Source organism: Streptomyces sp. NPDC002467 (assembly GCF_042889825.1).
GTDB lineage: Bacteria > Actinomycetota > Actinomycetes > Streptomycetales > Streptomycetaceae > Streptomyces.
The window spans coordinates 137,187-155,872 of the sequence record NZ_JBIARJ010000013.1 but is presented as its reverse complement, the minus strand read 5'-3'; the positions used below and the strand labels follow the sequence as shown (position 1 = coordinate 155,872).

The 18,686-nt window shown below is 71.8% G+C and carries 22 protein-coding genes; 9 read left to right on the top strand and 13 right to left on the bottom strand.

Features of this window, described 5'->3' with window-relative positions; all coding sequences use genetic code 11:
• Positions 1 to 5: 5 nt before the first annotated feature.
• The 5 genes from ACFYYJ_RS25975 to hemL form a co-directional block, all read right to left on the bottom strand.
• A complete protein-coding gene (locus tag ACFYYJ_RS25975; protein WP_389135859.1) occupies positions 6 to 743 on the bottom strand; it encodes a cytochrome c biogenesis CcdA family protein in 738 nt (245 codons plus the stop codon).
• 10 nt (positions 744 to 753) lie between these two features.
• A complete protein-coding gene (locus ACFYYJ_RS25970; RefSeq protein WP_385362320.1) occupies positions 754 to 1,392 on the bottom strand; it encodes a TlpA family protein disulfide reductase in 639 nt (212 codons plus the stop codon).
• Between the two features lie 77 nt (positions 1,393 to 1,469).
• Positions 1,470 to 2,693, bottom strand: coding sequence for a hypothetical protein (locus ACFYYJ_RS25965; protein WP_389135999.1), 1,224 nt, complete (start codon positions 2,691 to 2,693; stop codon positions 1,470 to 1,472).
• 187 nt (positions 2,694 to 2,880) lie between these two features.
• Positions 2,881 to 3,570 carry a histidine phosphatase family protein gene (locus tag ACFYYJ_RS25960; protein WP_385127618.1) on the bottom strand — a complete coding sequence of 230 codons (690 nt, stop codon included), beginning with the start codon at positions 3,568 to 3,570 and terminating at the stop codon, positions 2,881 to 2,883.
• Entirely contained in the window at positions 3,567 to 4,889 is a 1,323-nt protein-coding gene (gene hemL / locus ACFYYJ_RS25955) for a glutamate-1-semialdehyde 2,1-aminomutase (protein WP_389135856.1), read from the bottom strand. Before hemL ends, ACFYYJ_RS25960 begins: the two co-directional genes overlap by 4 nt.
• Positions 4,890 to 5,022: 133 nt before the next feature.
• Here hemL and ACFYYJ_RS25950 point away from each other — a divergent pair, with 133 nt between their 5' ends.
• A complete protein-coding gene (locus ACFYYJ_RS25950; RefSeq protein ID WP_385362318.1) occupies positions 5,023 to 5,640 on the top strand; it encodes a hypothetical protein in 618 nt (205 codons plus the stop codon).
• A 72-nt stretch (positions 5,641 to 5,712) separates the two neighbouring features.
• Here ACFYYJ_RS25950 and sigJ read toward each other — a convergent pair whose 3' ends face one another.
• Positions 5,713 to 6,627, bottom strand: coding sequence for an RNA polymerase sigma factor SigJ (gene sigJ / locus ACFYYJ_RS25945; RefSeq protein ID WP_385127691.1), 915 nt, complete (start codon positions 6,625 to 6,627; stop codon positions 5,713 to 5,715).
• Positions 6,628 to 6,750: 123 nt separating this feature from the next.
• On the opposite strand from sigJ, the gene ACFYYJ_RS25940 reads away from it, so the two are divergent.
• Complete coding sequence (locus ACFYYJ_RS25940; RefSeq protein ID WP_385362316.1) at positions 6,751 to 7,170, top strand: hypothetical protein; 420 nt, start codon at positions 6,751 to 6,753, stop codon at positions 7,168 to 7,170.
• Here ACFYYJ_RS25940 and ACFYYJ_RS25935 read toward each other — a convergent pair.
• Entirely contained in the window at positions 7,136 to 8,971 is a 1,836-nt protein-coding gene (locus ACFYYJ_RS25935) for a serine/threonine-protein kinase (protein WP_389135852.1), read from the bottom strand. The two genes, ACFYYJ_RS25940 and ACFYYJ_RS25935, sit on opposite strands and share 35 nt — an antisense overlap.
• 102 nt (positions 8,972 to 9,073) lie before the next feature.
• Between ACFYYJ_RS25935 and ACFYYJ_RS25930 the strand changes: the two genes are divergently transcribed.
• Positions 9,074 to 9,643: a hypothetical protein gene (locus tag ACFYYJ_RS25930; RefSeq protein WP_389135850.1), complete on the top strand. Its 570-nt coding sequence runs from the start codon at positions 9,074 to 9,076 to the stop codon at positions 9,641 to 9,643.
• 40 nt (positions 9,644 to 9,683) lie between these two features.
• On the opposite strand, the gene ACFYYJ_RS25925 is transcribed toward ACFYYJ_RS25930, so the two are convergent.
• Positions 9,684 to 10,076, bottom strand: a complete 393-nt coding sequence (locus tag ACFYYJ_RS25925; RefSeq protein ID WP_385362310.1) for an SHOCT domain-containing protein — start codon at positions 10,074 to 10,076, stop codon at positions 9,684 to 9,686.
• 111 nt (positions 10,077 to 10,187) lie between these two features.
• On the opposite strand from ACFYYJ_RS25925, the gene ACFYYJ_RS25920 reads away from it, so the two are divergent.
• Positions 10,188 to 10,730: a potassium channel family protein gene (locus tag ACFYYJ_RS25920; protein WP_389135848.1), complete on the top strand. Its 543-nt coding sequence runs from the start codon at positions 10,188 to 10,190 to the stop codon at positions 10,728 to 10,730.
• A 9-nt stretch (positions 10,731 to 10,739) separates the two neighbouring features.
• On the top strand, positions 10,740 to 11,279 hold the full coding sequence (locus ACFYYJ_RS25915) for a GNAT family N-acetyltransferase (protein ID WP_385362308.1): 540 nt from the start codon (positions 10,740 to 10,742) through the stop codon (positions 11,277 to 11,279).
• A 93-nt stretch (positions 11,280 to 11,372) separates the two neighbouring features.
• On the opposite strand, the gene ACFYYJ_RS25910 is transcribed toward ACFYYJ_RS25915, so the two are convergent.
• Positions 11,373 to 12,269, bottom strand: coding sequence for an NADP-dependent oxidoreductase (locus ACFYYJ_RS25910; RefSeq protein ID WP_385127689.1), 897 nt, complete (start codon positions 12,267 to 12,269; stop codon positions 11,373 to 11,375).
• Between the two features lie 137 nt (positions 12,270 to 12,406).
• Here ACFYYJ_RS25910 and ACFYYJ_RS25905 point away from each other — a divergent pair, with 137 nt between their 5' ends.
• Together ACFYYJ_RS25905 and ACFYYJ_RS25900 are read left to right on the top strand one after the other, a co-directional pair.
• Positions 12,407 to 12,844, top strand: a complete 438-nt coding sequence (locus tag ACFYYJ_RS25905) for a winged helix-turn-helix transcriptional regulator (protein ID WP_389135844.1) — start codon at positions 12,407 to 12,409, stop codon at positions 12,842 to 12,844.
• A 41-nt stretch (positions 12,845 to 12,885) separates the two neighbouring features.
• A complete protein-coding gene (locus ACFYYJ_RS25900; protein ID WP_389135841.1) occupies positions 12,886 to 13,668 on the top strand; it encodes a Mut7-C RNAse domain-containing protein in 783 nt (260 codons plus the stop codon).
• Here ACFYYJ_RS25900 and ACFYYJ_RS25895 read toward each other — a convergent pair.
• Positions 13,656 to 14,132, bottom strand: a complete 477-nt coding sequence (locus tag ACFYYJ_RS25895; protein ID WP_385362304.1) for a hypothetical protein — start codon at positions 14,130 to 14,132, stop codon at positions 13,656 to 13,658. The two genes, ACFYYJ_RS25900 and ACFYYJ_RS25895, sit on opposite strands and share 13 nt — an antisense overlap.
• Positions 14,133 to 14,270: 138 nt before the next feature.
• Here ACFYYJ_RS25895 and ACFYYJ_RS25890 point away from each other — a divergent pair, with 138 nt between their 5' ends.
• Complete coding sequence (locus ACFYYJ_RS25890) at positions 14,271 to 14,606, top strand: YnfA family protein (protein WP_385127596.1); 336 nt, start codon at positions 14,271 to 14,273, stop codon at positions 14,604 to 14,606.
• 64 nt (positions 14,607 to 14,670) lie between these two features.
• A complete protein-coding gene (locus ACFYYJ_RS25885; protein ID WP_389135836.1) occupies positions 14,671 to 15,447 on the top strand; it encodes an SDR family NAD(P)-dependent oxidoreductase in 777 nt (258 codons plus the stop codon).
• Between the two features lie 11 nt (positions 15,448 to 15,458).
• Here ACFYYJ_RS25885 and ACFYYJ_RS25880 read toward each other — a convergent pair whose 3' ends face one another.
• The 3 genes from ACFYYJ_RS25880 to ACFYYJ_RS25870 all read right to left on the bottom strand — a co-directional run bounded on the left by ACFYYJ_RS25880 (position 15,459) and on the right by ACFYYJ_RS25870 (position 18,420).
• The gene (locus ACFYYJ_RS25880) at positions 15,459 to 16,208 is read right to left on the bottom strand and encodes a polysaccharide deacetylase family protein (protein WP_389135833.1); all 750 of its coding nucleotides are present in this window, start codon (positions 16,206 to 16,208) and stop codon (positions 15,459 to 15,461) included.
• A 65-nt stretch (positions 16,209 to 16,273) separates the two neighbouring features.
• Positions 16,274 to 17,170, bottom strand: a complete 897-nt coding sequence (locus tag ACFYYJ_RS25875) for an RNA polymerase sigma-70 factor (protein ID WP_389135830.1) — start codon at positions 17,168 to 17,170, stop codon at positions 16,274 to 16,276.
• Between the two features lie 32 nt (positions 17,171 to 17,202).
• Positions 17,203 to 18,420, bottom strand: a complete 1,218-nt coding sequence (locus tag ACFYYJ_RS25870; protein WP_389135827.1) for an NAD(P)/FAD-dependent oxidoreductase — start codon at positions 18,418 to 18,420, stop codon at positions 17,203 to 17,205.
• Between the last annotated feature and the right edge of the window lie 266 nt (positions 18,421 to 18,686).

The following is an 18,686-nucleotide window of genomic DNA, read 5'->3' as shown; positions in this document are numbered from 1 at the left end:
AGTCCTCAGATCCCCACCGTGAAGGTTTGGGTCCAGCTCTGCATGCCGTTGATGATGCTGTCCCACAAACCTGTGACGAGCAGCAGACCGGTCAGGACCAGCATGCCGCCGCCGATGCGCATCACCCACGCATAGTGCTTCTTGACCCAGCCGAATGCCCCGAGCGCCTTGCGGAAGGCGATCGCGGTGAGGATGAAGGGCAGGCCGAGGCCCAGGCAGTAGCCGACGGTCAGCAGCGCCCCGCGGCCCGCACTGGCCTGGTCGAGGGAGAGCGTGGTGACGGCGGCGAGGGTCGGTCCCATGCAGGGGGTCCAGCCGACGCCGAAGAGCACGCCGAGCAGGGGCGCGCCGAGCAGACCGGCCGTCGGCTTCTTGTGGAAGCGGAACTCCCGCATCGTGAGCCCCGGGATGGCCCCCATGAAGAAGAGGCCGAGGACGATCACCAGGGCGCCCAGCACCCGGGAGATGATCTCCGCGTTCTCCCGGAGGCTGTTGCCGAAGTAGCCGAAGAGGGCCCCGGTCGAGACGAAGACCGCGGTGAAACCGGCGATGAACAGGCTCGCGCCCGCGAGCATCCGCCCGCGCCGGGCCTCGGCGAGGTCGGCGCCGCTCACGCCGGTCACGTACGAGAGGTAACCGGGGACGAGCGGGAGCACGCAGGGCGAGAAGAAGGAGACCAGCCCGGCGAGGACCGAGATGGGCAGGGCGAGCAGCAGCGCGCCGTTGAGGACCGTCGCGTTCACGCCGGACCGCTCACTTCTCCGCGAGGAGCGGGTCGATCATCCCGCGCAGCGCCACGTCGTCCATGGCGACCTGGGCGCGGGCGGCGATCTTGCCCTCCTTGTCGAGGACGACGGTGGCGGGGATCGCGTTCGGGTTGAGGGTGCCCTTGGGGAAGCGGAGCATCAGCTTGCCGACGGGGTCGTAGATGCTCGGGTAGGTGATCCCGAAGTCCGACTCGAAGGCGGCCGCGGTCTGCTTGCTGCTGTCGCGGGTGTTGATGCCGACGAAGGCGACGTCCTTGCCGGCGTCGGCGAGTTCCTTGGCCACCTTCGCGAAGTGCGGGGCCTCGGCGCGGCAGGGCGCGCACCAGGAGCCCCACACGTTGAGGACGACGACCTTGCCCTTGAGGGTGGAGACGTCGAGGGTCGAGCCGTCGACGGTCTCGCCGTCGAGCTTGGGGGCCTCGGTGCGCTCGCCCTGGGCGACGCGGGCGATGCCGCCCGAGCCGGTGACGTAGCCGCCGCCGGAGCTGCCGTTCGGCTTGCCGTCCCCGCCGGTGCACGCCGTGAGGGTGAGGGCGCTCGCGAGGGACACCGCAGTGAGCAGGAGGGCGCGGCCGCTGGTCGAGCGGCGGCTACTTCGACGGACAAGCGCGCGGCTAAGGCTCATGTGAAAAGTTTCGCATGAGCAATTTCCGACTCTGCCGCGCCCCCCGGCGGGATGCCAATGCGCTGGTCAGGCGTCCGTCAGGCCGAGGTCATGTACGCGCTCCAGCCGCCGGCGGGCGACCGGCCGGGGCCGAGGCCGCGCAGTTTCGCGAGCACCTTGGGGTCCTGGACGTCGAGCCAGTCGACGAACTGACGGAACGATACGAGCCTTACATCCCTTTTGTCCGCCATGCCCTTGAGGGCTTCCTCGACGGCGTCCATGTAGATGCCGCCGTTCCACTCCTCGAAGTGGTTGCCGATGAAGAGCGGGGCGCGGTTGGTCTCGTAGGCCCGCCGGAAGCCCCCGAGGTAGGTGGCGGTGGCCTGGGTGCGCCAGGCCGGGTAGTTGGCGGGGACGCCCTTCGTGGTGTTCTTCGACTGGTTGGCGAGGATGTTGTAGTCCATCGACAGCACTTCGAAGGAGTGCCCGGGGAAGGGCAGGGACTGGAGCGGCAGGTCCCAGACCCCGGCCCGCTTCACCGGCCACTGCTGGAGGCCGCCGGGTGAGCTTGAGTCGTAGCGCCAGCCGAGCTTCGCGGCGGCTTCGAGGAGGCTCTCCTGGCCGAGGAGGCAGGGGGTGCGGGCGCCGATCAGTTCCTTGCGGTAGTCGAAGGGCAGCGGCGGCAGGTCGGTGAAGCCGGTGTTCGTGCGCCAGTTGGTGACGAAGGACACGGCCTGGTCGATCTCGCTGTGCCAGTCGGCGGGGCTCCACCTGCCGACGGATCCGGAGCCGTCGCAGAAGTGGCCGTTGAAGTGTGTCCCTATCTCGTGCCCGTCGAGCCACGCCTCACGGACGTACTTGATGGTGGAGCGGACGTTCTCGTCCTTGAGGTAGCCGATGTCCGAGGCGCCGACCGGGTTGTTCGGCGGCCGGTAGAGGCCCTTCTTCGTCTCGGGCAGCAGGTAGAGGCCGGAGAGGAAGAAGGTCATGGCCGCGCCGTGGTCCTTGGCGAGCTTGAGGAAGCGCGGGAAGAGTCCGTTGCCGATCTCCCCAGCGCCGTCCCAGCTGAAGACGACGAACTGCGGCGGCGTCTCGCCCGGCTGGAGGGGCACCGGCTTGGCCGGCTGGTTGGGCTGCGGGCCGGTGTCGGCGGTGGAGCCGTCGCCGATGGCCTTCGCCTCGGGCTTCTCGGGCTTGGGGTTCTTGATCGGCCCGGGGCTGCCGGGCTCGGTCTTGTCGGGTGAACCGCAGCCGGCGATGCCCACCGCGGCGGCAGCCCCAAGTCCGAGTCCGAGCAATCCCCTTCGCGTGAAGTTGCGCATCTCACCGTCCCAGTCGTCACCCGCACAGCTCATGCACTGCCCATATAAACGGACAATTCGACAGAACTTGCGGCACTGGAACGGTGATTCCCGGCGCAACTTATATTTATTTAGGTAAAGCTGTAACGGTTCGTAACAGACCGTCGATCAAGCGATCCGGCGGTCGGACGAACAGGGCATCGGCCCGTCAGGCGCCGAACGCCTTCGACGCGCCCTTCACCGGCTTCGCCCCCGCCAGCAGGTGCGCCGGGACCAGGTCCCGGGCCGGCTCGCTGTAGCCCACCGACACCAGCTTGTCGCCCTGGAAGGTGAACGACGTCAACGAGGCGAGCGTGCACTGCCGACGGCGCGGGTCGTGCCACAGCCGGCGCTTCTCCGCCCAGCTGCGCACGATCCAGATCGGCAGCTGGTGGCTGACCGCCACCGCCTCGTGGCCGCGGGCCGCGTCGCGCGCCGCCTCCAGCGCGCTCATCATCCGGACCACCTGGTCGACGTACGGCTCGCCCCAGGAGGGCTTGAACGGGTTCGTCAGGTGCTTCCAGTTGCCCGGCTTGCGCAGCGCGCCGTCGCCGACGCCGAAGGTCTTGCCCTCGAAGACGTTCTCCGCCTCCAGCAGCCGCGCGTCCGTCGCCAGGTCCAGGCCGTGCGCCTTGGCGATCGGCTCCGCCGTCTCCTGCGCACGCTCCAGCGGGGAGGACACCACATAGGTGACGTCCCGGCCCTTCAGGTGCTCCGCGACCCGGTCCGCCATCTGGCGGCCCAGGTCCGAGAGGTGGTAGCCCGCGCGACGCCCGTACAAGACCCCGTCCGGGTTGTGCACCTCGCCGTGGCGCACCAGGTGCACGACGGTGATGTCGTTCGTGGGGGCTGTGCTCATGCGGTGGCCTCCGCGGCGGCCCGGGCGGCGGCGGGCAGGGCCGCCGCGATCCGCTCGATCGCCTGCTCGTCGTGGGCGGTGGACACGAACCAGGACTCGAACGCGGACGGCGGCAGGTAGACGCCCTGCGCCAGCATCGAGTGGAAGAAGCCGTTGAAGCGGAAGCCTTCCTGCTTCTTGGCGTCGTCGTAGTTGCGGACCTCGTCCTCGGTGAAGAAGACGGAGAACATGTTGGACGCGGTCTGGAGCCGGTGGGCGACGCCCTCCTTGGCCAGCGCCGCCGTCACCAGGCCCTGGATCTCCTTCGAGACCGCGTTGACCTTGTCGTACGCCGCGTCGTCCAGCAGCCGCAGCTGCGCGAGACCGGCGGCCGTGGCGATCGGGTTCCCGGAGAGCGTGCCGGCCTGGTAGACGGGCCCGGCGGGCGCGAGGTGGCCCATCACGTCCGCCCGGCCGCCGAAGGCCGCCGCCGGGAAGCCGCCGCCCATGACCTTGCCGAAGGTCATCAGGTCGGGCCTGACCCCGTCCACGCCGTACCAGCCGGCGCGCGAGGTGCGGAAACCCGTCATGACCTCGTCGGAGATGTACAGGGCGCCGTTCTCGCGGCAGAGGTCGGCGAGCCCCTGGTTGAACCCGTCGAGCGGGGTCACCACGCCCATGTTGCCGGGCGCGGCCTCGGTGATCACACAGGCGATCTCGCCGGGGTGCGCGGCGAAGGCCGCCCGTACCGCTTCGAGGTCGTTGTACGGCAGCACGATCGTGTCGCCGGCCTGCGCGCCGGTGACACCGGGGGTGTCCGGCAGCGCGAAGGTCGCGAGCCCGGAACCGGCGGCGGCCAGCAGCGCGTCCACGTGGCCGTGGTAGCACCCCGCGAACTTCACGACCTTGGCCCGGCCGGTGAAACCGCGCGCGAGGCGGATCGCCGACATCGTGGCCTCGGTACCGGACGAAACCAGCCGGACCTGCTCGACCGGCTCGATCCGGGCGACGATCTCCTCGGCGAGCGCGACCTCGCCCTCGCCGGGCGTGCCGAAGGAGGTCCCGCGGGCGACGGCGGCCTGGACGGCCTCGATCACCTCGGGGTGGGAATGGCCGAGGATCATCGGTCCCCACGAGCACACGAGGTCGACGTACTCGCGACCGTCGGCGTCGGTGAGGTACGGACCGGTCCCGGACACCATGAACCGGGGCGTACCGCCCACGGCTCGGAAGGCGCGGACGGGAGAGTTCACGCCGCCGGGGGTCACGAGGGAGGCGCGCTCGAAGAGCGTCTGCGAAACTGGGGCTTCATACGGGTACGGGTAGCTCACACCAGCCATGGTCTCAGAGGCCGCGACAGACTTGCGGGCGGGCGTTTCACCGCGTCGCCGCGGGGGAGGTCACTGCCATGATGATCAGGCTGCGTGGCGGGGGCCGCGGGGCCGGGGCGAGCAAGACCAGTCGGGTGGAGATATGCAACGCGGTGGTGGACCGGGCGAGGGTACGGGCGACCTCGACCCGCAGCGCGCCCGCGAAGCCCGCGAGGCCCGTCGCCGGGGCAAGCACCGCAGGCGCGCGGCGGAGGCGGCCGAGTCGGCACCGGGGCCCACGCTGCCCTCGGAGGAAGACGACCTGCCCAAGGGCGGCCGGGGCATGGGCGTGACGTACAGGTACTTCGGCGCGCCCGACGGCGCCAGCGCCGCGCGGGTCCCGGTGACGATGCGTCCGGAGGAGCTCGGCGGCGACGAACTCGGCATGGGCGGGCTCTTCAGCAAGATCAAGCCGGAGACGGTGGCCGCGATGGTCCTGACCGGCATCGAGGGCATACCCCTGCACAAGGTCCCGCCGCTGGAGCTGGTCGTCCTGCACCCCGACTACGCGGTGGTCAAGCTCCCGATGACGGTGGTCGACCCGCTGCGCGGCGTCGGCGAGGAGTCGGTGGGCGCGGCGGCCTTCATCTGGTCCACGGTCCCCGACCGCGGCGGCCCGAGCGACGCGTTCAACGTCTACCAGCTGCTCCACGAGTGGCAGGACTTCTCCCACCGGCTCCACGAGAACGGCCACCAGGCGTACTGCCTCGTCTGGCCCTGATCCACCCGATTCGGCCGACCCGCCCGATTCGACTGACCCGCCCGATCCGGCCGTTCCCGCCGGGACGTCGGGTCAGTTCTCCCCGTCCTCGTTCCACGCGCGGAGCTTCTCCGGGTTGCGGACCGCCCAGATGGCGGTGACGCGGCCGTCGGTGACCTCGAAGGCGGCCACGGTCACCGAGATCCCGGTGTGTTGGGCGACCAGGCCGGGCCGGCCGTTGACCGTGCGTTCCAGCAGGGTCAGTCCGGGGGCCTTGTCGGCGATGTGGATCAGGTACTGGGCGATGCTCCTGCCGCCCACGACCGGCCGCAGGACGGTGCCGACCATGCCGCCGCCGTCGGCGGTCATCGTGGCGTCCGGGTCGAGGAGGCCGACGAGGGCCTCGATGTCCTTGGCCTCCCAGGCCTCCTTGAAGTCCCGTACGAGACCGGCCTGCGCGGCGGCGGCCGCCGGAGCCGCTCCGGAGCGCGCGTCCCGGACGCGCCGGCGGCCCGAGGACGCCAGTTGGCGGCAGGCCGCGGGCGTACGGCCGACGATCCCGGCGACTTCGGCGAAGGGGTAGCGGAAGACGTCGTGGAGGATGAACGCCACGCGTTCGGCGGGCGTCATCGACTCCAGGACGACGAGGAAGGCCATGTTCACCGACTCGTCCAGGGTGATGCGGTCGGCGGGGTCGACCGGTTCGGCGCCGGCGCCGTCGACCCGCACGCTGGTCCACTCCGAACGGTCCGGCAGCGGCTCGGGGATCCACGCGCCGACGTAGCGCTCGCGCCGGGCCCGCGCCGAACCGAGCACGTCCAGGCAGATCCGCCCGGCGACCGTCGTCAGCCAGGCGCCCGGCGACTCGACGGCCTCCCGCTGCCGCGGCGACATCGCGTACCAACGGGTGTACGTCTCCTGCACGGCGTCCTCGGCCTCGGCCACCGAACCGAGCAGCCGATAGGCGACGTTGACCAGATGCCGGCGCTCCTCGATGACGGTGCCCATGGTCGTGTTCGCCCCCGTGTCCTTCCTCGTCCCCGACACCCACCTGACATTTCGCGGGGCTGCGTCGTCGATCGGTCGAGACACTACCGATCACCGCCGCGAGGCAGAACAGGGGTTCCCACCATGGCCGTTGAGACGACGCCGGCGACGAGCGCGGCGACCACGACGCGCGGATCCACCTTCCTCAGGGTCTCCATCGGCCTGCAGACCCTGACCCTCTTCTTCCAGGCGGTCAGCGCCGGTCTGCTGCTGTCCACCTCCTACGGCGAGACGCTGCACGCCGTCGGCGCACGAGTGACCTACGGCGCGACGATGCTGTACGTACTCGCCGCGGTCCTGGCGTGGAAGCCGGGCGGGGGATCGCCCCGCCCGATCCTCTACTCCACCGGCTTCCTCGTGCTCTCCTCGGTCCAGGTGGTCCTCGGCATAGCGCACGTGCCGGCCGTCCACGTGCCCCTCGGCGTCACGATGTTCGGCCTGACCGTGCTGGACCTGGGCCGGGTCCTGACTACGACTGCTTCTTCCAGAGCGTCACTTCGGTGAGGTAGGTCGGGATGTCGTAGAGCTTGTCGGGCGAGGGCTCGACGGCCATGATCTTCACCATCGCCAGGTTGCCCTTGGTCGTGACCGTGCAGAGCAGATCGCCCTTGACGATGGCGGCGTCCGCTCCGTTCAGGGCGGCCCCGTTCAGCTTGTCGGGGATCGGGTTCGTGGCGGCTCCGGCCGCGCACTCCTCGGGGGTGGGGCCCTTGCTCTTGCCGAAGGACGTGTCGCTCGTGACGGCGTCGAAGCCCATCTGCAGCTCCCGGTTGCTGCTCGGCATCTCGAGGAACGGCGCCACCTTCGGGAAGTCGAGGTCGACGTCGTTGTACTTGCCGAATTCCCTGGGACCCAGGAACTTCACCGGGGTGTCCTTGAACACCACCGCGTAGGCGGGCGCGGCGGGGGTCTGGGGCGCGGCGGACGCCGGGGCCTGGCCCTGCGCCCCGGAGGAAGAGGACGAGGGCTTCGGCTGGTCCGCCGCCTTGCCCTCCGCTTTGGCCTCGGTCTTGCCCTTGCCGTCGTCGCGGGTGAGGTACCAGGCGCCGCCCAGGGTCAGGACGACGGCCAGGACGCTCGCGATCAGGGGCACCCGGCTGCGGCCGCGGGGCGCGGGGACCGGAGCCGGAGCCGGTGCGGGGGCGGCTCCGTAGGCCGCCGCCTGCGGGCCCGTCGCCGCGTGCGCCGGCGCGTACGGCTGCGGGGCGGCGGGCCCGGGGGCCTGCGTCGGCGCGTACGACGGCGGGGCGGACTGGGCGGGGCCCTGCGTCGACGCGTACGGGTTCCCTGCGGCCGGTGCGGCCGCCTGCGCCGGGGCGTACGACGGGGCCGGGGGCGGGTTGTGCGCGGGCATGGCCGGGGGCTGCGGCTGCGGGGGTGCCTCGGCCGACCGCTCCCGCCGGGCTATCTCCGCCGTGACGGGAGCCGGCAGCCAGTCCTGGAAATCGCGCAGCGGCCGCCCGGCCAACCGCTCGCACCACTCGGCCAGTTCCTCCGTTCCGGGCCGCTCGGCGGCGTCGGCCTTCAGGCAGCGTTCCAGCAGGGGCCGCAGCTCGTCCGGGTAGCCGCTCAGGTCCGGCGCCTGCTGGGGGGTGTTGGCGATCGAGGCGGCGATCGAGAGGCCCGAGCCGTCGCCGTACGGGTGGCGTCCGGTGGCCACGACCGCGGCGATCAGCCCCAGCGCGAAGACGTCGGTCGCCGGGGTGACCTCGCGGCCCAGCGCGTGCTCGGGCGACATGTACTGCGGCGTGCCGATGAACCCGCCGCTGCGCGTGAGCTGGGTGGCGTCCGTCGCGCGGGCGATGCCGAAGTCGATCACCCAGGGGCCGTTCGAACCCAGCAGGATGTTGCCGGGCTTCAGGTCGCGGTGGATGACGTACGCGCCGTGCACGGCGTGCAGGGCCCGCGCGGTGCAGCCGATCAGCTGGAACACGGCGGTCAGCGGGAGCGGCCCGTGGGCGGCGAGCGCGTCGTCCAGCGCGAGCCCCGGCACGTAGGCGGAGGCGAGCCAGGGCTGGTCGCCGCTGGTGTCGTGGTCCACGACCGGCACGATGTGGTAGCCCTGCACGCGGCGCGCCGCCTGCACCTCGCGCTCGAAGCGGGCACGGAAGTCCTGGTCCTGGGCGAACTCGCGCCGGATGACCTTCAGCGCGACCGGCTGGTTCCCCCGGGTGCGGGAGAGGTAGACCGACCCCATGCCGCCCTCGCCGATCCGCGCGAGCAGCCGGTAGCCGGCGATCTCCTGCGGATCGTCCGGCCCCAACGGACTCAGCACGGACGGTGCGGCGTTCGAGGCGTTCGCCATCAATTCCCCCTAGACGATCAAGAAGTTGAGATCGTATCGGGGGAGGCCGCGGGGGTCCCAAAACCCCTCGGTGGCCGAGACGGGGGCACTTATGCTGCGGCGGTGACCACTCCCGCCGATCCCGCCAAGCCCTCGCGCCGCGCGCTCATCACGCTGACCGCGCTGCTCGTCGTGGCGTGCGCCGCCTTCGGAGCCTGGCGGTGGTGGGACCGCTCGCAGGAGGGCGAGTTCACCGCCGATCCGGACTTCTGCCGGCTCGTCACTCCCGAGACCGTCCACCGGCTCGTGCCGGAGTCGTACGGCGGGCGTGCCGACGCGGCTTCGTGCAGCTGGGCCGCCCCGCGTGAGAAGGGCGCGTACCGGGCCAACGTCCATCTCTTCGCGAGCCGCCTCACCGTCGACCTGGCCCGCAAGGACATCCGCGAACAGCGCACCGGCGGCGAACTCGGCTGGGAGAAGGACACCCAGGAGGAGCTGTCCGGCCTCGGCGACGAGGCGTTCCTGCGCTTCCGGCCGCCCACTCCCGGCAAGGCGATCACCGCGCAGGTCGTCTTCCGCCGCAGCAACATCGTGATCCACCTTGCCTACGCCCGCAGCGACGACGACCGGCAGGCCGCCCGCGCCGGGGCGCTCGACGCGGCCCGCGAGGCCGCCGCCCGACTCACGGGCTGAGCGGCCCCGGCGGGCCGACCGGAGCGACCGGGCGTCACCACTACGCCAGGAGCTTCGCCTTGGCGCGGTCGAACTCCTCCTGGGTGATGTCGCCCTTGTCCTTGAGCGCGGCGAGCTTGTGCAGTTCGTCCGCCGAACCGCCGCCGCCGGTCCCGGCCGTCTTGCGGACGTAGTCCTGGAAGGCGGCCTCGCTCTCCTTCATCTGCTTCGCGTCCCGCTCGGCCATGCTCTTGCCGCGGGCGATGAGGTAGATGAAGACACCCAGGAACGGAAGGATGATCACGAGGATCAGCCATCCGGCCTTGCCCCACCCGCTCATGCTGTGGTCACGGAAGATGTCCGTGATGATCTTGAAGAGCAGGAAGAACCAGAGGATCCAGAGGAACAGCCACAGCATCGTCCAGAAGAGGTTGAGGAGCGGGTAATCGTCCATTCTCGACTCCGATCATTTCCGCCCGAATGCGGATCTTTCACCCTTCCCATCCTTGATACCGCCCGATGATCCGAGTCGCACGCCGAGCAGAAGTCGTCTGACGATGGGCACATGAGCCTCCCGAACGACTGGCAGCGGCGCCGCATCGTCACCGGCCACCTGCTCCGCTCGGCGGCCTCCGTCACCGCGCTCACCTGGCTGTACTACCTGATCCCGCTGGACAAGGGGGTAGGTTTCGACACCGTCCTGATGCTGCTCGCGGGCCTGGTCGTCTTCGGCCTGGTGGTCGTCCGGCAGGTCGACGCCATCGCCCGTTCGGAGTATCCGAGACTGCGCGCCATCGAGGCCCTGACCACCGCCGTGCCGCTGTTCCTGGTGCTGTTCTCGGCGGTGTACTTCCTGATCTCCACGGAGTACCCGGCCTCCTTCACGGAGCCGCTGAACAGGACCGACGCCCTGTACTTCACGGTCACCGTGTTCGCGACCGTCGGATTCGGGGACATCGCACCCGTCTCCCAGGCCACGCGCGTGCTGACCACCGCGCAGATGGTCGCGGACCTGATCGTGGTCGGCATAGTCGCCAAGGTGCTCTTCGGCGCGGTCCAGGTCGGACTGCGGAGGAAAGGGGTCGAGGAGACGGACCTGCCTCCATAGGCTGCGGGCATGACGGAACACGGGAATCCCCAAGACCCTGCCGTACGGCTGGCGCCCTGGACAGCGGACGACTTCTGGCTGCTGGAGCGCAAGAACGAGCCCGTCATGACCGAGCACCTCGGCGGCCCGGAGACCGCCGCCAAGCTCGCCGACCGCCAGGGGCGCTACGAGGCGATGAGCGCCCGGGAGCCGGCGGCCGGGCGGATGTTCCGGGTGGTGCTGGAGCCGGCCGGCGAGAGCGTCGGCACCATCGGCTTCTGGGAACGGGACTGGCAGGGCGAGCCGGTGTACGAGACCGGCTGGGGCATCCTGCCCGAGTACCAGGGGCGCGGGCTGGCGGTGGTCGCGCTGCGCGAGCTGCTCTCGTACGTCCGCGCCCACGGCTCCCCCGCCCGCGAGACCCTCCGCGCCTTCCCCGGCACCGACCATCCGGCCTCGAACGCCGTGGCCCGCCGGGCGGGCTTCGTGTGCCTGGGCGAGGTCGAGTTCGAGTACCCGCCCGGTGTTCCGCACCCCTCCAACGACTGGTGCCGGCGGATCAGGGGGTGAGGGCCGCCCCCCGCACGGCCCTCACGCCTCCGCGAACCGCCGATCGGCCCGTCACGGGGCCGGATCGACCCGTCACGAGGTCGGATCGACCCGTCACGGGGTCAGGATGATCCGGCCCCGCACGCCGGGGGTCGCCAGCCGCTCGTGCGCCTTGGCGGCGTCCGCGAGGTCGAAGACCTCCGCGACCCGCAGCGCGAGGGCGCCCTCGTCGACCAGGGAGACCAGTCGGGACAGGTGCTCCCCGTCCGCGGCGACCTCCTGCTCCACCACCCGCACCCCGCGCTCCGCCGCCGGGGCGGCGTGCGGGATCACACCGACGTAGACGCCGCCGTCGCGGACGAAGCCGAGCGCCGGTTCCCCCAGTACGGCCGTGTCCAGCACCCCGTCGACCCGCTCGGCCGGGGCCTCCCCGCGCCGCACGAAGCCGGTCGCGCCCAGGGAGCGCAGGTACGCCTCGTCGTCGGCGCCCGCGAGGGCCGTCACCACCAGCCCCGCCCGCGCCGCGAGCTGGACCGCGAGCGCCCCGACCACCCCGGCGGCGCCGGTGATCAGCACCGAGGCTCCGGCGGCGAGGCCGAGCAGGTCCACGGAGCGGGCCGCGGTGAGCGCCGCCAGCGGGAGGCCCGCCGCGGTCGTGGCGTCCACGGCGGCCGGGGCGGCGGCGATGGCCGTGGCGTCGAGGACCACGTACTCGGCGTGCGATCCCAGCGGCTTCACCGTCCCGTAGTGCAGCCCGACGACCCGCTGCCCGGCGCTCCAGTCGGCCACGCCGGCGCCGACCTCGTCGATCTCCCCCGCCACGTCCCAGCCGAGGCCGATCCTCTGCCCCTCGCCGCCGAAAACGCCGACGCGGACCCCGGCGTCGACCGGGTTGAGCCCGGCCGCCCGGACCCGGATCCGGACCTGGCCGGCCTCGGGGCGCGGTACCGCCACCTCGACGACCCGCACCTGCTCCGGACCGCCGAAGCCGTCCACGACCACTGCCTTCATCGTTGCGCCGCTCATGATCTCTCCCCGTCGTGCTCGTCGAGCCGTTCGTTCCTGGTGAGCACTAACCTAGGGAGAGGTACTCTCTTTTCGTAAGTACGTACTTCCGGGTGCGTACCCGACCCGGAAGTGGGGCACCCATGGCCACCCGCACCGCAGCCGCCCGCCGCGAAGAAGCCCGCCACGCCTACGACGCCTTCCTCAAGGAATGCCCCACCGGACAACTCCTGGCCCGCATCAGCGACAAGTGGGTCGGCCTCGTCGTCAGCGCGCTGGCCCAGGCCGACGACCGGTCCATGCGCTACAGCGACCTCGGCCGCAAGATCCCCGGCGTCAGCCAGAAGATGCTCACCCAGACCCTGCGCTCCCTGGAACGCGACGGCATCGTCACCCGCACCGTGACCCCCACCGTCCCCGCCCGCGTCGACTACCGGCTCACCGAACTCGGCGGCACCCTCGCCTGCCTGCTCTCCTCGGTGAAACTGTGGGCCGAGAACCACTTCGACAAGGTCGCCGCCCACCGCCAGGCCTACGACGCCGCCGCCGAGAGCGCCTCCGAGAGCGCCACCGCCGTCTAAAACCCCGGCGCCCCACACCCCCGCAGTGGCATGCTGACAAGGTGAACGGACCCGGCATTCAACTCACCCTCGCCCCCGACCTGCGCCTCTTCGCCGCACCCAGCAGGCGCGCGGACCGCGTACCGACGGCCACCGACGGCGCCTCCAGCCTCGGACACGTCGTCGAATCCGCCGGGGTCCCGCTCACCGAAGTCGGCCGCATCCTCGTCGACGGCCACGAGGTCCCCGTCTCGTACGTCCCCCAAGACGGCCAGAACGTCGAGGTGTTCGGCGTCGAGCGGCCCCAACGCGTCGACGGCGCCCCGCTCCGCTTCCTCCTCGACGTCCACCTCGGCACCCTCGCCCGCCGCCTGCGCCTGCTCGGCGTCGACGCGGCCTACGAGAACGAGGACATCGGCGACCCGGCCCTCGCCACCCGCTCCGCCGCCGAACAGCGCGTACTGCTCTCCCGCGACCGCGGACTCCTGCGCCGCCGCGAGCTCTTCGCCGGCGCCTACGTCTACAGCGACAACCCGGACGAGCAACTGCGCGACGTACTCGGCCGGTTCGCACCCGCCCTCGCGCCGTGGACCCGCTGCACCGCCTGCAACGGGCCGCTGCGCGAAGCCGACAAGGACAGCGTCGGCGACCGCCTGGAGCAGGGCACGCACCGCTCCTACGACGTGTTCGCCCAGTGCACCGACTGCGAACGCGTCTACTGGCGCGGCGCCCACCACGCCCGCCTGGAGCGGATCGTCGACGAGGCCCTCACCGAATTCGGCACCGCCGAGCAGGCCCGGGCCCAGGCCCAGACTCAGACTCAGACTCAGGCTCAGAAGGCGTAGGCGTCACCGGTGTCCAGCGCGAGCACCACGTGCTCGTCGTCGGCACTGTCGCGATCGGTGGCGCCGCCGTTCCACCACGTGTCCACCCGCACCACCACCTCCGACGCCCGCTCCCGCAGCCCCAGCGCCATCCCGACGTGCCGGCCGCGCCCGTGCACCGCCATGGGCCCGGTCTCGCACACCACCTCGCGCAGCCCCGCCCGCGCACAGCCGAGCGGCAGCTCCTGCCGGTCCGCGAGATCGGCCGACAGCCGCACCCGCAGCGTCGCGTTCGGCACCGCCGACGACCCCTCGTTCTCCGGCACCAGCCAGATCCGCAGATGCGCCCCGGCCAGGGCCACCCGGCCGTGGTACGCGACATCCGCCTCCGGCCCGGCCCAGGCCCCCGCCGGAGCCGCGGCCCCCAACGCCAGCAACCCGGACAGTCCCGCCGCCACCACACCCGACACGGCAATACGGCGCATCGCCACCACCTCCTGATCACGCGGAACGCGTCTTCGCGCGGAGGCTAGCCGGCGCCGAGCCCGTCCGGTCGGACCATCACACGAATGAGGGCGGGGCATACCCCCATCCGCCCACCGCCCCCTGCATAGGCTCCGGACATGCTCATCACCCGCTCCATCGCCCTCTTCGCCCTCGCCGCCCTCCTGGAGATCGGCGGCGCCTGGCTCGTCTGGCAGGGCGTCCGCGAACACAAGGGCTGGGCGTGGATCGGCGCCGGAGTCATCGCGCTCGGCCTCTACGGCTTCGTCGCCACCCTCCAGCCCCAGGGCGACTTCGCCCGCGTCCTCGCCGCCTACGGCGGGGTCTTCGTCGCCGGATCCCTCGCCTGGGGCGTCGTCGCCGACGGCTACCGCCCCGACCGCTGGGACATCGCCGGAGCCCTCGTCTGCCTCGCCGGCATGGCCGTGATCATGTACGCCCCGCGCGGCCGCTGAGCCCCGCCCGTCCCGCCTATGCTGGCGAGTATTCGACCGTACGAACGACCGAGGAGCCCCCCACATGAGCACGACCACGGCCATCCGCACCGCCGTCGTCACCGGAGCGAGCAGCGGCATCGGCGCGGCCACCGCCCGGCAGCTCGCCGCGGCCGGCTACCACGTCGTCCTCACCGCCCGCCGCAAGGACCGCATCGAGGCCCTCGCCGCCGAGATCACCGCGGCCGGCCACTCCGCCGCGGTCCACGCCCTCGACGTCACCGACCGGGCCGCCGTCGACGCCTTCGCCGCCTCCCTCGACCGCTACCCGTCCGTCGACGTACTCGTCAACAACGCGGGCGGCGCGCTCGGCGTCGACCCCGTCGCCACCGGCGACCCGGCCGACTGGCGCACGATGTACGAGACCAACGTCATCGGCACCCTCAACGTCACCCAGGCCCTGCTCCCCGCGATCACCGCCTCCGGCGACGGCACCGTGGTCGTCCTCTCCTCCACCGCCGGCCACGCCACCTACGAGGGCGGCGCGGGCTACGTCGCCGCCAAGAACGGCGCCCGCGTCCTCGCCGAGACCCTGCGCCTGGAACTCGTCGGCCGGCCCGTACGCGTCATCGAGATCGCCCCGGGCCTGGTCAAGACCGAGGAGTTCGCCACCACCCGCTTCCGCGGCGACACCGAGCGCGCCGCCAAGGTGTACGAGGGCGTCGCCGCCCCCCTCACCGCCGACGACGTGGCCGAGACCGTCACCTGGGCGGTGACCCGCCCCAGCCACGTCAACATCGACCTCCTGGTGGTCCGCCCCCGCGCCCAGGCCTCGAACACGAAGCTGCACCGCGAGCTGTAGTCCCGCCCCCGCTACGGGACCAGCCCGGCCGCCTTCAGGTGCGGCATCAGGGCGGCCGGCTTCAGCCCGGCCGCCCTCGCCGCGTCCAGCGCCCGCTGGAGGTCCGCCGCCAGGGTCGGCGTGAAGTGCAGCAGCACGATGTCACCGGCCTTCAGCCGCGGCGTGGGCGGCGTCTGGCTCCAGGTCGTGAAGTCGTACGTCCACGTGACCAGTGCCTTCACCCCGCACGCCTTCGCCGCGAGCCGCACGTCGTCGTTCACCGCCCCGTACGGCGGCCGCAGCAGCTTCGGCGTCCGCCCGAACGTCGCCTGCAGCCGCTCCCCCGCCCCGCACACCTCGGCGTCCTTGCCCGCCGCGTCGAGCGCAGTCAGGTCCGGGTGGTTGACGGTGTGGTTCTCCACGGTCGCCCGGCCCTGCTCGGTGAGGGCGGTGAAGTACTGCGTGTCGTACGAGATCGCCCCCGGCAGCAGGAACAACGAGACCGGCACCCGCTTCTCCAGCAGGATCCGGGCCGCCTCCGGATCGTGGTTCCAACCGTCGTCGACGGTGATGAAGACGACCTTCTCGTCGGTCGGCACGTGCGACACGACGGGCGGCAGCCCCACCCCGGCCGCCTGAGCGGACCCGGAGGCTTCCGCGGCCCCGATGGTCTCCGCCGACCCGGCGGCCCCGGCCGACCCGGCGGCCCCGGCCGACCCGGCGGCCCCGAGGGCGAGCGACAACGACGCGAGAGCGGCGGCAAGCACACGAGATCTCCACATGCCGCACACCTTGGTCTAGACCAACTCCGGCCGTCAACCCCCTTGTTGACGGCCGTGGCCCCACCTCACCGCAGTGTCAGCACGATCTCCGACTCGACGCGGGACAGCTTCTCCGGGTTGCGGACGTAGTACAGCCCCACGATCCGGCCGTCCTCGACGCGCGCCGCCATGACCCCGTCCAGCTCGCCGTCCACGTGCACGATCAGCGCCGGGTTCCCGTTGACCAGCGTGTGGCCGACGGCGATCGGGATCCGGTTCTTGCCGAACCCGCCGATGAAGAAGCGCGACACCTTGTCGGCGCCGACGATCGGCCGCACCGCGGCCTGCTTGATGCCGCCGCCGTCGCTCATCAGGACGACGTCGGGCGCGAGCACGTCGAGGAGGCTCTGGATGTCCCCGCCGTTCGCAGCCGCCCAGAACGAATCCAGAGCCGCCCGCGTCTCGCTCTGGGACACCACCTCGCGCGGACGACGGGCGTCCACGTGCTTGCGGGCGCGGTGCGCGATCTGCCGCACGGCCGCCGGCGTCTTCTCGACGGCCTCCGCGATCTCCTCGTACCCGACGTCGAAGACCTCGCGCAGGACGAAGACCGCCCGCTCGGTCGGCGACAGCGTCTCCAGTACGAGCATCACCGCCATCGACACGCTCTCGGCGAGCTCGACGTCCTGGGCCACGTCCGGCGTGGTCAGCAGCGGCTCCGGCAGCCACGGCCCGACGTACGACTCCTTGCGGCGCGACATGCTGCGCAGCCGGTTGAGCCCCTGCCGGGTCGCGATCCGGACCAGGTACGCGCGCCGGTCCCGCACCTGCTCCAGGTCCACCTCGGCCCATCGCAGCCAGGTCTCCTGGAGGACGTCCTCGGCATCGGCCGCCGAACCGAGCATCTCGTAGGCGACGGTGAAGAGCAGATTGCGGTGGGCGACGAACGCCTCGGTCGCCTCGTCGACTACGTGATCATTCACGTCTTGATCATCTCTTCCTCGAGCGGCGAGAACTAGCCGATCCGCTGAAGAACCGCTTCGGCCCGCGCACCCTCGGCCGCCGCCCCGGCCCGCACCAGCTCCTGACGCTTGGCGGCGCTCCCACCCTGGTGCAGCTTGTAACCGCCGGGCTTGTGCCCCTCCTCGGCCAGGTGCTTGACGACCACCTTGCACACCGTCTCCTTGAGCTTCGCCCCGAGCCGACCGTCGATGTGCGCCCACACCGCGACGTCGGCCTTGTTGGCGAACTGGAAGATGCCGGTACCCCGCCCGAGGCTGATGCACTGCGCGGCGAACGGCTGGTGCAGCTCCTCGGGCCGCTCCCCCGCGATCCGGCTGAGCACCGTGTCGGCGGCCCGCGCACCCATCGGCATCGCGGCCTGGCAGCTCATCCGAAGCGGCTGCCCCGACGGCGCCGCCGAATCCCCGGCCGCGAAGACGCGGTCGTCGTCGACGCTGGTCAGCGTCTCGTCCGTGAGCAGCCGCCCCAGCGCGTCGGTGCTCAGCCCACTGCGCACCGCCAGGTCGGGCACGGCGAACCCGACGGTCCAGATGGTCACCGCGCTCGGCAGCACCCGCCCGTCGGCCAGCTCCACAGCGTCCCGGGTCACGGCCGTCACCTTGGCCCCGTCGCCTTCGACCACGTTCACCCCGAGCGCCGCCAGCCGCCCCGCCACCGAACGCCGACCGCGGGCGTGCAGGTACGGCCCGAGCACCCCGCCGCACACCAGGGTCACGGCCCGCCCCCGCTCGGCCAGCTCGGCCGCGGTCTCGATCCCGGTGGGCCCGGCCCCGACCACGGTCACGGCGGCGTCCGCCGGCGCCGCGCCGAGCACCGGCAGCAGCCGCTGCACGTCCTCCAGGTTCGCGACGGGGTAACCGAACTCGGCCGCCCCGGGCACCTTCGGGTCCGCGCTGCCGCTGCCCACCGCGTAGACGAGGTAGTCGTAACCGACGGCGTCCCCCGACGCCAGCTCCGCCCGCCGCCCGGCCGCGTCGATCCGCGTCACGGCGTCCACGACGAGCCGCACCCCGTCCGCCAGCACCTCCCGGAACCCGACGACCGCGTCCCCGGTCCCGGCGGCCAGCTGGTGCAGCCGGATCCGGTGCACGAAGTCCGGACGCGGGTTGACCAGCGTCACGCTCACGTCCCCCCGCTGCGTCAGCCGGTTGGCCGCCATGACGCCGGCGTACCCGCCACCGATCACTACGACGTTCGTGTTGCCGCTCATGGTGTCTCCTAGGTCCGTCTCCAGGGGGTCGACCACAAGACACCGCTGGCCCGATCCCTGTGACAGCACGCGGGCGCCTGTGACCCGGATCACTTCACGGGTGCCGTCGGAGACCATGTGACATTCCGCCATACGTTCGAGTGAACGCCGCCGGAATGGCCTACCGCGCCCTGGCTCCACACCTAGGTTCGGCCACAACACAAACGGCCCCCGTCCGGGATTGCAGTCCCGGACGAGGGCCTCACCAACAGGGAAGAAGGACTTCC